The following is a 13,071-nucleotide window of genomic DNA, read 5'->3' as shown; positions in this document are numbered from 1 at the left end:
CTGACGCTTTCGCTGCAGTGCGGCAGGGTCTAAGTTGCCGGCCGTTTGAAACCTTTCATGCCGGGACGCGCCATGAGCCAGAACATCAAGAAAATCGTGCTCGCCTATTCGGGCGGGCTGGACACCTCGGTCATTCTCAAATGGCTGCAGGACGCCTATCAGGCCGAAGTGGTGACCTTCACCGCTGACCTCGGTCAGGGCGAAGAGCTGGAGCCGGCGCGACGAAAGGCGGAAAAGGCGGGCATCAAGGACATCTATATCGATGACCTGCGCGAGGAATTCGTGCGCGATTACGTCTACCCGATGGTGCGGGCCAACGCCGTGTATGAAGGCCAGTACCTGCTGGGCACCTCCATCGCCCGGCCGCTGATCTCCAAGCGCCTTGTCGAGATCGCCCATGAAACCGGCGCGGACGCCGTCGCCCACGGCGCCACCGGCAAGGGCAATGACCAGGTGCGTTTCGAGCTGGGCGTGGCGGCTCTGGATCCCAGCCTGAAAGTGATCGCGCCCTGGCGCGAATGGGATCTCAATTCCCGCACCAAACTCATTGCCTATGCCGAAGAGAACGGCATTGAAGTGCCGTCCGACAAGCGCGGTGAAGCGCCGTTCTCGGTGGATGCGAACCTGTGGCACACCTCCTCAGAGGGCAAGATGCTGGAAGATCCGGCCGAAGAGGCCTTCAACGAGGTCTGCCTACGCACCCAGCACCCCGAGGATGCGCCCGACCAGCCCGAATACGTCACCATCGGCTTTGAGCGCGGCGATGCGGTCAGCATCAATGGCGAGGCGATGAGCCCGGCGACGATCCTGACCAAACTCAACGAACTGGGCGCCAAGCATGGCATTGGCCGTCTGGATCTGGTCGAGAACCGCTTTGTCGGCATGAAATCGCGCGGCATCTATGAGACGCCCGGCGGCACGATCCTGATGGCGGCCCATCGCGGCATCGAACAGCTGACCCTCGATGGCGGCGCCATGCACCTCAAGGACGAGCTGATGCCCAAATACGCCAAGCTCGTCTACAACGGCTTCTGGTTCAGCCCCGAGCGCGAAATGCTCCAGGCCGCCATCGACCATTCCCAGCGCCATGTGACCGGCGAGGTTCGCCTCAAGCTCTACAAGGGCAATGTGCTGGTGGTGGGCCGGTCTTCCCCGCACTCGCTCTACTCGCTCGAGCACGTCACCTTTGAAGAGGATGATGTGTACGACCAGAAGGACGCCGAAGGCTTCATTCGCCTGAACGCCCTGCGCCTCAAGCTGATCGCCCAGCGCAAGCATCGCCTTGGCGAAAACGACTAGGTCTGGAATCGATGCGTCCCCGGCACCCAGTAGCCGGGGACGCACGCGCCAACAGAGATTGAAACGATGCGGCGGGGGCGCCCCTCAACGCCCCGCCAGGCATCTACTCCGCCGGCAGGGTCCGTGAGCGGGGCTTGATAACCGGCATGATCAATGCCGTCCCGCTATCGATGAACACGCGCAGCAATTTCTCCATCGGCCCCTGCCTGAAGCGGGAAAGCCAGAGATTGCAGACGAGGATCACAAAACCGCCGGCCGGGATCATCAGCCCCCACAGGGCGACCCGATCGAACTGGCCGTAGAGATTGAGGCCAAAGCCGGTGAACAGCCAAAGCATCATCAACGAGCTGCCCATATAGCCGGTCAGCGCCATCTTCCCGACCGGCTCGAAGATCACCTTGCTGACCTGCGCAAACATCGGCGCACGCATGGCGAGCACGAAACCGGACAGCAGGAAGATCACGATGAAGGGTTTGGAAAAGCGCATGACCGGGTGCAGGCTGACATCAAAGACAAAGCCCGCCAGCGCGCCATGGATCGCCGTGCCGAGCGCCAGCGGAATCCCCACAAGACCTGACACCAGCACCACGCGACGCAGGGTTTCGCCTGACAGGTTCAACGCGCCCGAGCGCATCAGCCCCAGACCCAGCAGCATATAGCCGCCCGCTTCCGCGATCCGTCCCAGGACGGAGGCGTTGGTCATCATCGCGATCCAGGTCTGAACAGAGGCCTGAACGTGCGGCCAATACCCCTCGGCGTGGAAGGTCTGCACCGCCATCATCTCGGCATAGCTGGGGGTTTCGGTCCCGATCTCGCGATAGCCCGCATAGAAGACCACCACGGCCCAGCCCACAGCGGCGCAAGCGAAGAGATAGCGCGGCGGCAGCCAGGACAGGATCAGCACGCCCATCCCCGCGACGGCGTAGATCGCCAGAATGTCAGACGACCAGGCCAGCAGGCTCATATGCACAACGCCCAGCACGAACAGGCCGATACAGCGGATCACAAAGCCCGCCCTGCGGGTCAGCGGATCGCCTGAGCCAAAGAGCAGGATCGCCATGGAGGCGCCGAACAGGCTGGCGAACACGCCGCGCATCACCGCATCGATGAACACCGCCTGCGTCGCCCACAAGCCCATCGCCATCGGGCCTTCGCCCAGAAGACGCGGGTCGGAGAACGCAAAGTTCGTCCCGCCAGTCGAGGGGAAGTGAGCAATAAGAAGCCCCAGCACGGCAAAACCGCGCAAAGCGTCCAGAACCCGGATCCGATCTCGCATTGGCACACCTCCATAAACGCGTTCACGTTTCGGAAGGGTTTGTGCAAGCGGCGGGCCAAGCACGACGCAAGGCCCGGGTCTCAGCTCTCAAGGTAAAAAGCGGTCCTGAAACCCTGGCGTTCGCCGGTTCATCCGGCGAACCCATGTCGTGACCTGTGATCACGGCAACGGGCATGTAGCCCCGGCATGAAGCGGGGGATGACATTTTGAGATGGACAGGAAAACCGGGCTAGGCCACGCCGCGCTTGAGATAGAGGGGCATGTCGTCGTCGAGATCGCGGGCGATGTCGCCTGCCAGATCAGGCAGGAGCGTGGTCGCCATTTCGTGGCGAATGATCCCCTCGCCGCGCTGGCGCCGCCAGTAATTCCAGTAGGTGGTGAGATGGGTCAGCGAGCCCACATCATCGCCGATCCGGCTGAACAGGTTCGGCGCCTTCAGCAACAGCATGCGCATGGCGATCGGGTCGCCATCATCCAGGAAGGCCGAAACGACGCGATAATAGTTCTCGCGGCCCGCCTTGAGGTCTTCCCAGCGCAGGCGCACCGATCGGCGGATACGGCTGATGGGCGCCGCCAGCGGACGGAAGGGCGCGGAGGCGTCCTCCTTCTCGAGCCGCGCCAGATCGCGCAGGAAGCCCGCCAATCCCTCGGTAATGACGTTCATGCGCCAGAAGTAATAGAGGAGCCCCTTCCAGCCGAAGACGCCGACGGTGAAATCCTCGGGGTCCATGCGCAGGGCGTTGCGCAGGTCTTCACGCTGGGCGTGGCTCTTGGCGTTGAACAGGACGGCAGCCAAGCGCTCGGGTCGCTTGCGGGTGCTGGTTTCACCCAGCGCCTTGGCGGAAATATCAGCCATATGGCGGGCGGCGAACATCTTGAACTCGGCCTCGTCAGCCTTGGCCATGGTGAAATAGCGCGGGTCAAGTTCGCGCTCGGGAAACAGCGCCTCCAGAAGGAACGGGTCGAACGCCGGGGCCGATTTCAGCCGCGACAGCGTGCGCACATCCTCTGAGAATTCTTCCTCATAGAGATTGCGGTCCCGGCCCAGCGCCTCTTCAAGCCAGGCTTCCAGATTGGGCGCCTCGATGAAGGTCCAGAACGCGCCCGCGCCCGGATCGCGCGGATCGATCGGCAGCACCAGCTTGGTGACGATATTGCGGCCCGACCGCACCAGGGAGCGCTCATTGCGGCGCAGATTGTGCTTGATCAGGAAACAGCGGTTCAGCCCGCGATGGCGGAAGAGCGGATTCGGCGTCTGGGCGAGATCGGGGAAGCGCTTGTGCAGGCCGTACAGATCAAGCACCCGCGGCGAGGCGCCGCCGCGCATGAGATTTTTGAGATCATATGGACGGCGACTGAACATGGATAAGCCCGCTCCTACCCCACTCGACGGTCCAGACTGCGGGAAAGACCCGTGCTGCGCCAGCGAAAGCGGCCAACAGAGTTAACGGTGAAATAACCGGCCTAGTCGCCGTGTTCAGGCAGGAAGATCTCGCGCTTGCCGGCATGGTCGGCGGGACCGATCATGCCCTCATCCTCCATCCGCTCGATCAGGGTCGCGGCGCGGTTATAGCCGATCTGCAGACGACGCTGGATATAGCTCGTGGAGGCCTTGCGATCCCGCGCCACCACGGCGACCGCCTGGTCAAACAGGTCATCGCCGGAGCCGCCGCCCACAAGATCCAGACCGCCCTCGCCGCCCTCTTCATCCAGATCCTCGGTGACGGCGTCGAGATATTCCGGCGCGCCCTGGGATTTGAGGAAATTGGCCACATCCTCGACCTCGCGGTCGGAGACAAACGGGCCATGCAGGCGCCGGATGCGGCCGCCGCCGGCCATGTAGAGAAGATCGCCCATGCCCAGAAGCTGCTCGGCGCCCTGCTCGCCCAGAATGGTGCGCGAGTCGATCTTGGAGGTGACCTGATAGCTGATGCGGGTCGGGAAGTTCGCCTTGATGGTGCCGGTGATCACGTCCACGGACGGCCGCTGGGTCGCCATGATCAGATGGATGCCCGCCGCCCGCGCCATCTGCGCCAGTCGCTGGATCGCGCCCTCGATCTCCTTGCCGGCGACCATCATCAGGTCGGCCATCTCGTCGATCACCACGACGATATAGGGCATGGGATCGGGCTCGATCGTCTCGGTCTCGTACACCGGTTCGCCGCTCTCGCGATCAAAGCCGGTCTGCACGGTGCGCGACAGCACCTCGCCCGCCTCTCGCGCCTCGCGGGCCTTCTCGTTGAAGCCCTTCATGTTGCGGACGCCGACCTTGGACATCTTCAGATAGCGCGACTCCATTTCGCGCACGGTCCATTTCAGCGCCGCGACGGCTTTCTTGGGGTCGATCACCACCGGGCTGAGAAGGTGCGGGATGCCATCATAGACCGACAATTCCAGCATTTTCGGGTCGATCATGATCAGTCGGCACTCTTCCGGCGGCAGCCGGTACAAGAGCGACAGGATCATGGCGTTCACGCCCACCGACTTGCCCGAACCGGTGGTCCCCGCGATCAGGAGATGAGGCATTTTGGCGAGATCGGCGGTGAAGGGTTCGCCGCCAATGGTCTCGCCCAGCGCCATGGGCAGCTCGGCTTTCGCCGTCTCGAAATGACGCGAGGCGAGCAGCGCGCGCAGGAAGACGGTTTCACGATGCTGATTGGGAAGCTCGATGCCGATGGCGTTCCGCCCCGGCACCACCGACACCCGGCAGGCCACGGCCGCCATGGAGCGGGCGATGTCATCCGCCAGATTGATCACCCGGCTGGTCTTCACGCCCGGCGCGGGCTCCAGCTCGTAGAGCGTTACGACCGGACCGGGGCGTACCTGGACCACTTCGCCCTTGACGCCGAAGTCCGCCAGCACGCCGGTCAGCAACTCGGCGTTCTGGGCCAGCGCCTCGGCGTCCACGGTGTCCGCGCGCGGCGGGGCGGGCGCAAGAAGGTCAAGGCGCGGCAGTTCGAAACCGGAGCTATTGTCGCTGAAGGGCAGCGCCCCCTGCATCTCGCGCGCTTCGCGGTCGGATTCCTTGACGCTTTTCTTGCGCGCGACTTTCACCGGGTTCGGACGCGCCGGCGCGCCGGTGTCGGGCATGTCGTCGTCATCCTCATCAGCCTCGACCTCGACCGGGTCGCGATTGATGCGCGGCGCCTTGCGGGCCGCACCATCAGGGGCGCGGCTGCGTTTGAGAAATGCTGGCGCGGTTTCCGCGCGGCCATCAGGCTCTGGCGGTGTCTCGATTTCAATCTCGCCGCGCCCCCAGGCGCGCGGAATGGCCCCGATCGCCTGATCGATCCAGACACGCACAGTCGCCCAGACCAGCTCGGCCGCATCGCGCGCCGCGGTCAGGTCACGCACGGTCAGGCCAAAGCAGAAGAACACGCCGAACACCGCCAGCACCAGGCCCAACGCGCCTGCGATCACCCGACCGCCCGGCGCGCTGACCTCATCAGCCAGCCCCTGCACGCCGCCCAGCAGCGCATCGCCCACAAGCCCGCCCAGCCCGGCTCCAAAGGGCCAGTTCACAGGCAGAGGCAGCGCCGATACCGCCATGGCGAACCCACAGATGCCGATCAGCCCCGCCAGAAAACGGAAGGTGGAGACCGTCTTGGACCGACCGCGCGGCCCCCGCGCCAGCAGGATCAGCCCCCAGGCGAGGATCGCCAGCGCAGCCGCAGCGCCAGCCCACCCCATCAACAGCAACAGAAGGTCGGACGCGATCGCGCCCGGCGCGCCCAGCCAGTTGCTCGGCGCGCGGCCGGTGGCGACATTCAGGCTGGGGTCCAGCGGGTTATGGGACAGCGTCGACAGGATCAGGAAGACGCCAAGAGCACTCATCAAAGCCCCGATCAGCGCCGTGCGCACACGGGCGATCAGGCCGGGCTTGCGTCGCACCGGCGCGTCAGAATCAGCAGAAGGGTCGGCGGCCATGGTCATGGCTCCCAGACTGCCTCAGAGAGTCTTCCTGACGGGTTAATCGCCGTTAACCGACCACAGTCTTTACGGGATCGGAACGGCGAGAATTTGCGGCGTCCGGCGTGGCCCTTCCGGCGCAGCGCCATCTTCAGGAAACTGGTCCCAGGGCGCATCCGCATTCACGAACAATCGGCCATCCGAGACGCGCGCCGTGGTCGGCTCGCCGATCCGTGGATCGCCGGTCAGCACCGGCTCCATCCCGACAAGTCGGCTTTGCGCGTCAAACACCAGCTCGAACACGCCAACAGGGGCCGCGCCATTGCGGATCACGAACAAACGCCCGAGCCGGTCCGCCACCAGGCCATCCAGGCCGATCAGGCTGGCGCTTTCGGGGCTGGGTTGCAGATGCGCGTGCCGGGTCACCGGATCGATCCGCCACAGACCCAGCGCATAGTCGACCACCCAGAGCGCGCCGCGCGCTTGCGCCAGACCCTGGAGCGACGCGAACCGCGTATCTTCAGCGTAAAGCTCCAGCTCGGCGCGCGGACCATTCAGTCGGTAGATGCGGCCGCCGTCGGCATCTGAGACGAAGACCACGCCATCGCGCACGGTCAGATCTCCCATGCGCACGGCGCCGTCGATCGTATAGCGCTCGATCAGCTCGCCGGTTTCAAGATCCAGAGCCAGCAGCGCCGTTCCGGAGGTTTCACCCTCGCCGAGCGGGGTCTGGGGAACCACGCCCTCCACCGCATAGAGCCGACCATTCACCCGATCCGCGGCCAGGCCGAAGATCGAACCAATGGGATCGTCCTCACCCGCGAATACTTCGAACTCGGACGGCGCAAAAGGTTCAACCCGGTAAATCCGGCGTTCCGCGACGCCGCCCAGATACACCCGCTCGGTCTCGTTATCGACAGCCAGAGCCTCGATCAGGGCGTCGCCCAGGGGCGGAGACGCCACAAGCCGGGCTGACCCGACAGGCGTCGCATTCTCCGCAAACGCCGTGCGCAAGGCGGCGATGCGCTCTGCATCCGCCGTCTCAAGCTCGACCAGATTGCGCACGGAGGCCTCGAGATCATAGCTCAGCCCCGCTGCGGCCATCGCTTCAAGAGCCGCGAACTGCCCGTCCACATCCCCCGCGAAACCCGCCAGCAGGACAGCGTTATTGAGCAGGGCGGAGTGGCCCGGCTGGATCGACAACGCCGCAGTGTTCAGACGACGCGCGGTTTCAAAGTCCTCGATCTGTGCGGCCGCGCGCATCTCCTCGCGCAGGGCGCGAGAGGCATCAAGCAGGGACGGGCTCTGGGCCGAGGCGGGAAACGCGGCGCCCAGAAGCAGGGCGGCCGCGCTGATCGAAAGGGTCAGTGCATTCATGAGGGCAGTTTGACCGTGAGGAAATGGCGCAAGCAAGTCTGCAAAACGGCAGGAGGGTGCAAAAGCCGCGACAAACGGGCCTAGGCGGTCTTGATCATCAGCGATTCCAGCGCATCGCGACCTTGCCGGGGGATTGGCGCGGGCTTCTTGCCATCCGTGTTCACCAGCACGGCCTCGCTGGCGCCGATGCAGCGCCCATCCTGAAACAGGGCCTGAGCAATGGTGTAGCTCGACCCGCCAATGCGCAGAATGCCGGAGCCCACGACGAGATCGGAGGGGTAGAACGCCTCATCGAGATAGGCGATATGCACGTCCGCGATCACCATGCGCATGCCGTGCGTCTTGCGCATTTCCAGCGAAAACGCCTTGCGATTGAGATTGCCCCGGCCTTCCTCATAGAAGGCGCCAATCGCGACATTGTTGATATGCCCCAGCGGATCGAGATCCTGGAACCGGCTCGGGATTGTGTTGACCAGAGGATAGGTCTCAAGCTGCAGGCGATAGGCTTCGGGCTTCATGGGATCTTCCGGGAACTGCGTTTGCTGCACCGCGTTATGCCGTTCGGAAGCCGGCTTGAAAAGCCGCACGCTTCAGATTGCGCGCCGTCTTCAAACGGTCGCGGTCCTCAGAGTAGAGTGCGCCCATGATCGAGTTCCTCACCGACCCGGCCGTCTGGGCCTCCTTCGCCACCCTCGCCTTTCTCGAGATCGTGCTGGGCGTGGACAACATCATCTTTGTGGCCGTCATGGCCGAGCGCCTGCCGCATGGGCAACGGTCCCTGGCGCGGCGGCTCGGCCTATTGCTGGCGCTCGGCTTCCGCATCGCCATGCTGGCGGGGCTGGTCTGGATCGCACAGCTGTCCGAGCCGGTGTTTGAGCTGTTTGAACATGGCTACAGCTGGCGGGACATCCTGATGCTGGCGGGCGGCGGCTTCCTGCTCGCCAAATCCACCATCGAGATCCACCATGATGTGGAGGGCGAGGACGAGGACCATGAGAGCGCAGGTTCGGGCCTTCTTCCCATGGTGATCGTGCAGATCGCCCTCATCGACATCGTCTTCTCGCTCGACAGCGTCATCACCGCGGTGGGCCTGACCGACCAGTTGCCGATCATGATCGCCGCCGTGGTGGTCGCCATCGGGGTGATGATCCTCGCCGCCGACAGCGTCGCGGCCTTCATCGCGCGACACCCGACCACGAAAATGCTTGCATTGTCCTTCCTGCTCCTGATTGGCGTGGCGCTTCTGGCGGACGGGCTCGGCTTCCATATTCCGCGCGGATACATCTACTTCGCCATCGCCTTCTCGCTGCTGGTGGAAGTGCTCAACATCCTCGCCCGGCGCAATCGCAAGCCCAGGGCCTGAGGCTTGCGCGGAGACGGGTTGGAGGCTATCGCCAGCCCATGACCCAGACGCCCAAGCCGAAAAAGCCCAAGTCCAAGCGCCGCACGCCGGGGCTCAACCGCGAGCAGGCCGAGGAGCTCTATGCGCGCCTCGCCGAGGACCGCCCCGAGCCCCAGACCGAACTCAATTACTCCAACCCCTACACGCTGGTGGTGGCGGTCGCGTTGTCCGCGCAAGCCACCGATGTCGGGGTGAACAAGGCCACGGACAAGCTCTTCAAGGTCGCCGACACGCCCGAAAAGATGCTGGCCCTGGGCGAGGACGGAGTGCGCGAGCACATCAAGACCATTGGCCTCTTTCGCAACAAGGCCAAGAATGTCATCGCCCTCTCGCAGATGATCCTCGATGAGTTTGACGGCGAGGTGCCCCAGACCCGCGACGAGCTGGTCCGCCTGCCCGGAGTCGGTCGCAAGACCGCGAACGTCGTTCTGAACGAGGCCTTCGGTCAGCACACCATCGCGGTGGACACCCATATCTTCCGCGTCGGCAACCGCACGAAGCTCGCGCCCGGCAAGACGCCCGACGAGGTGGAAGCGCGGCTCGAACAGATCACGCCGCCGCAATACCTCAAGGGCGCCCATCACTGGCTGATCCTGCACGGCCGCTATGTGTGCAAGGCGCGCAAGCCCGAATGCTGGCGCTGCGCCATCGCCGATATCTGCAAGTTCAAGGACAAGACGCCGGCGCCTTGATCCTTGCGACGCTGCGGGCGCGCTTGCGAACCTGCGGTTCGGCTTTTCTGGTTCTCCCTCGCCTCCGCTCGGTCGATCCTCGCTTCGCTGCGGGCGGGCATTCGCCCTTGCGAGCCCTGAGGGCGCGTGGGCGTTCCATCCTGAAGCCGTTGGAGTTTATTACTCCGCCGCCAGGACTTCGGGTTTGGCGCGGCCGCCGCTCCAGCTTTCATGGCGCAGGGCGCGGCCCAGCGGAGTGCGGCCAGCGGCAGGCGTGAATTCCCCCGCCTCATAAACCGGCTCGCCCGCCACCAGTACGGTTTTCACCACGCCGTCAGACCGGTTGACCATCTGCTCATGGCCGTAATCCTCGCGCCAGATGAAGGTGCTGTTGGCTTCTGAATCATAGGCCTCAAGCGCGTCAGGATCGATCACCGTGATATCGGCGCAATCGCCGATCTCGATCCGGCCCGCCTTAACGCCCAGAAAATCCGCCGGCTCGCGGGTCAGGCGACGGATCTGGCTCGTCACGCGCTCCAGCCCCTCTTCCTGCGCCAGTTTCAGAGCGCGCAGATTGCCGTCATAGAAGGCCATGTTGGTGATATGGGCGCCGGAATCATTGAAACCGGGCAGGGTCAGCGGGTGATTGATCAGCTCACGGATTACTTCCGGGTCGCGATTGGCGGACACTGTCCACCAGCGCAGACCGAGGTCGAATTCGGAGAACAGCGCGAGCATGAAGCCGGGCTCGGTCTCGGCGCTCTCGGGCAGTCGCTCGAACACGCCCTGCTCGCGTGAGGTGCGCGCGAAAGCAGGGTCCGACCGCCAGGCGCGGTAGCGATCAAACACCTGCTGGAAGCTCTCACCGGTCCAGATATCCGGCCCGCCGGCATGAAAGATCATCTGCTCGAAATCACGATCAAAGGCGAGCGTCTCCATGCGCATCATGCGCTTCAGGCGCGCAAGCCCGAACCCGGACTTGCCGGTCATCCACATTCGTGAAAAGCGGTCCCGGAATCCCGGATCGGCCAGCAGCGCCTTGCGCCCCTCCACATCCTCCAGATCCAGCTCATTGAGTTCGCGCAGGGCCGGAATCTCTTCGGCCAGCGGGTTGATCGGTCCGTCCCAGAACACCTTGAAGGGGGCGGCCAGCGCCTGAAACCGGAAATGCCCCTTCAGGATGGGAGAGTTGAAGAGATGGCTCAGGATCATGGCGAGACGCTTGAGCGACTTGTTCGCCGCCACATCGAGCGCCGCCACAGCGGTGACCTTCAACGGCCGTCCATGCAGGCGCCCCGATGTCAGAAGGAAGTTCCGGAACACCGCCAGCGGCTTGTCCTTGGGCGGGGTCGCCTGCCAGATCCGGTCATGCTTGCGCAGGATCGCCGTCAGGCGCTTGAGTTCATTGTACTGGCCGAACTGGGAGGGAATCTTCACCCGCCGGTTGGGATCCTCGGACAGGAAATGGAAGGGCAGGGAATCTGTTGAAAAACCCGCATACCCCTCCGTCATGGCCTGTTCGAGCAGGGTCTCCATCTCGCGCAGATCGGCTTCGCCGGCCGTGCGGCTGACCGAGCCGTTCAGCCCCATCACCTGGGCGCGCAGCATGGAATGGGGGATGAGCGGGATGACGTTCGCCCCAAGCGGCAGGTCATCGAGATGAGAGAAATACCCCGCCGAACTGGTCCAGCTCGCCTTCTCGGCCACCTTGCGCAGAACAGGCTTGGGCATGTTCTCGACCCGGGCGAAGCAATCGACCAGCGGATCCTCGCCATTGCGGCGCTGATTGCCATAGGCCAGCCCGAGGGAGCAGTTCGACATCAGCACCGTTGTCGTGCCGTGGCGGACCACTTCCCTGAGGGCGGGGTCGAACTCCACTTCGAGATCGAGATGGGTGTGAATATCCAGGAGCCCCGGCATCACCCAGGCGCCCTGCGCCTCGATGACCCTGACCGCCTGCTCCGGGTCCAGATCGGCGCCGCGCGCCGCGATCCGCCCATCCTTGATCGCGATGTCTTCCACCACAGGCGGCGCGCCGGTTCCGTCAAACACCAGCCCGCCCGCAATCACCGTGTCCCATGTCCGGGTCATCAGGTGCTCCTCCCGATTATGGGCTCTGTTGTCGAGCCTTGAGAGTAGCGGACTGGAAATTCACAAATCCGTCAAGCACGGCCTTGGGGTCCTCCCAATGCGGATAGTGCCCGACATGCGGAAGAAGCAGAGTGTCCGGGTTCGGAACAAGCTCGCGATACCGCGCCACCATATGGGCCCCGGAGACCGGATCCAGCGCGCCGTCAATCACCCGCATGGGCACCGTCGAGTTCACCAGCGCGCCCACCCAGCGATCGCGATGCTGTCGCCGGTCATCGATATAGCCCAGCAATTTGCGCCCGATGCGCGGCATGCCGCCCTTCTCCATCGCCAGCGCCCAGAACGCGTCCATTTCCGCCTCTGAGGGCTGGGTGTCCGGTCCGAACACCTCGCCCAGCCCCTTCGCGAACCGGGCGCGGCTCATCAGGCGCGACAGGACCGGACCGAGGGGAGAATGCAAAAGCCTCTGGGTCAGGGTGGCGCGATGCTGTTCGGGAAACAGCCCGCCATTGAGAAAGCAGATCGATAAAAGCTCGACCGCCGCGCCTTCGCCCTGCTCGAGATATCGGGCCAGCAATTCCTGACCGACCGTATCGCCATAGTCATGCACGAAGAGGTGGCAGCGCTTGATGCCCAATTGCGCGAAGAAGGCGTCATGCAGATCCGCCTGGTCCATGATGGAGTAAGCATGGTCCGCCGGTTTGTCCGAATAGCCGAAGCCGATCATGTCGAGCGCGGCGACCCGATAGTCTGCACACAGCTGGTCCCAGAGCCGCACCCAGTCCCAACTGGCGGTCGGGAAGCCATGAATCAGGACAAGAACCGGCTTGTCCGCATCGTCCCAGTCTCCACCGGTGCGATAGAAGATCTCGTATCCGCGATAGTTGAAATACGCGCCTGCGGCGCGCCAGGCCTCGAGACTCGCCTGCGCATCCATCTGCGTCTCCCCGTAGAATGCCGCTCTTTGATGGCGGTCTGTCCGGCCAGCATGGAGCGGAGAGGATGCAGGTTCAACGCAAAACAAAACCCCCGGTGCGGGATCGCCG

Annotated in this window: 10 protein-coding genes; 3 read left to right on the top strand and 7 right to left on the bottom strand. The window is 64.1% G+C overall.

Going from position 1 to position 13,071, the window contains the following annotated elements:
- The first annotated feature begins 72 nt into the window (after window positions 1-72).
- A complete protein-coding gene (locus B2Z70_RS03950; RefSeq protein WP_040613557.1) occupies window positions 73-1,299 on the top strand; it encodes an argininosuccinate synthase in 1,227 nt (408 codons plus the stop codon).
- A gap of 103 nt (window positions 1,300-1,402) precedes the next feature.
- Here the strand turns inward: B2Z70_RS03950 and B2Z70_RS03945 are convergent, their stop codons facing one another.
- The 5 genes from B2Z70_RS03945 to B2Z70_RS03925 all read right to left on the bottom strand — a co-directional run bounded on the left by B2Z70_RS03945 (window position 1,403) and on the right by B2Z70_RS03925 (window position 8,379).
- Window positions 1,403-2,575 carry a DUF418 domain-containing protein gene (locus B2Z70_RS03945; protein ID WP_009802719.1) on the bottom strand — a complete coding sequence of 391 codons (1,173 nt, stop codon included), beginning with the start codon at window positions 2,573-2,575 and terminating at the stop codon, window positions 1,403-1,405.
- A 229-nt stretch (window positions 2,576-2,804) separates the two neighbouring features.
- Window positions 2,805-3,938 carry a hypothetical protein gene (locus B2Z70_RS03940; RefSeq protein ID WP_009802718.1) on the bottom strand — a complete coding sequence of 378 codons (1,134 nt, stop codon included), beginning with the start codon at window positions 3,936-3,938 and terminating at the stop codon, window positions 2,805-2,807.
- A gap of 101 nt (window positions 3,939-4,039) precedes the next feature.
- Window positions 4,040-6,508, bottom strand: coding sequence for an FtsK/SpoIIIE family DNA translocase (locus B2Z70_RS03935; RefSeq protein ID WP_009802717.1), 2,469 nt, complete (start codon window positions 6,506-6,508; stop codon window positions 4,040-4,042).
- Between the two features lie 63 nt (window positions 6,509-6,571).
- Complete coding sequence (locus B2Z70_RS03930; protein ID WP_292981241.1) at window positions 6,572-7,861, bottom strand: NHL repeat-containing protein; 1,290 nt, start codon at window positions 7,859-7,861, stop codon at window positions 6,572-6,574.
- A gap of 80 nt (window positions 7,862-7,941) precedes the next feature.
- Window positions 7,942-8,379 (bottom strand): acyl-CoA thioesterase, encoded by a 438-nt coding sequence (locus tag B2Z70_RS03925; RefSeq protein ID WP_009802715.1) that lies wholly within the window; start codon window positions 8,377-8,379, stop codon window positions 7,942-7,944.
- Between the two features lie 125 nt (window positions 8,380-8,504).
- Here B2Z70_RS03925 and B2Z70_RS03920 point away from each other — a divergent pair, with 125 nt between their 5' ends.
- Together B2Z70_RS03920 and nth are read left to right on the top strand one after the other, a co-directional pair.
- Window positions 8,505-9,224, top strand: a complete 720-nt coding sequence (locus B2Z70_RS03920; protein WP_292981238.1) for a TerC family protein — start codon at window positions 8,505-8,507, stop codon at window positions 9,222-9,224.
- 38 nt (window positions 9,225-9,262) lie between these two features.
- Window positions 9,263-9,955 carry an endonuclease III gene (gene nth / locus B2Z70_RS03915; RefSeq protein ID WP_009802712.1) on the top strand — a complete coding sequence of 231 codons (693 nt, stop codon included), beginning with the start codon at window positions 9,263-9,265 and terminating at the stop codon, window positions 9,953-9,955.
- A gap of 159 nt (window positions 9,956-10,114) precedes the next feature.
- On the opposite strand, the gene B2Z70_RS03910 is transcribed toward nth, so the two are convergent.
- Both B2Z70_RS03910 and B2Z70_RS03905 read right to left on the bottom strand, forming a co-directional pair.
- On the bottom strand, window positions 10,115-12,025 hold the full coding sequence (locus B2Z70_RS03910) for an N-acyl-D-amino-acid deacylase family protein (RefSeq protein ID WP_292981233.1): 1,911 nt from the start codon (window positions 12,023-12,025) through the stop codon (window positions 10,115-10,117).
- Window positions 12,026-12,041: 16 nt separating this feature from the next.
- A complete protein-coding gene (locus B2Z70_RS03905; protein WP_292981230.1) occupies window positions 12,042-12,962 on the bottom strand; it encodes an alpha/beta fold hydrolase in 921 nt (306 codons plus the stop codon).
- Window positions 12,963-13,071 lie beyond the last annotated feature (109 nt).

Source organism: Oceanicaulis sp. UBA6590, assembly GCF_002433705.1.
Classification (GTDB): domain Bacteria; phylum Pseudomonadota; class Alphaproteobacteria; order Caulobacterales; family Maricaulaceae; genus Oceanicaulis.
This window is presented reverse-complemented; position numbering and strand designations above follow the sequence as displayed.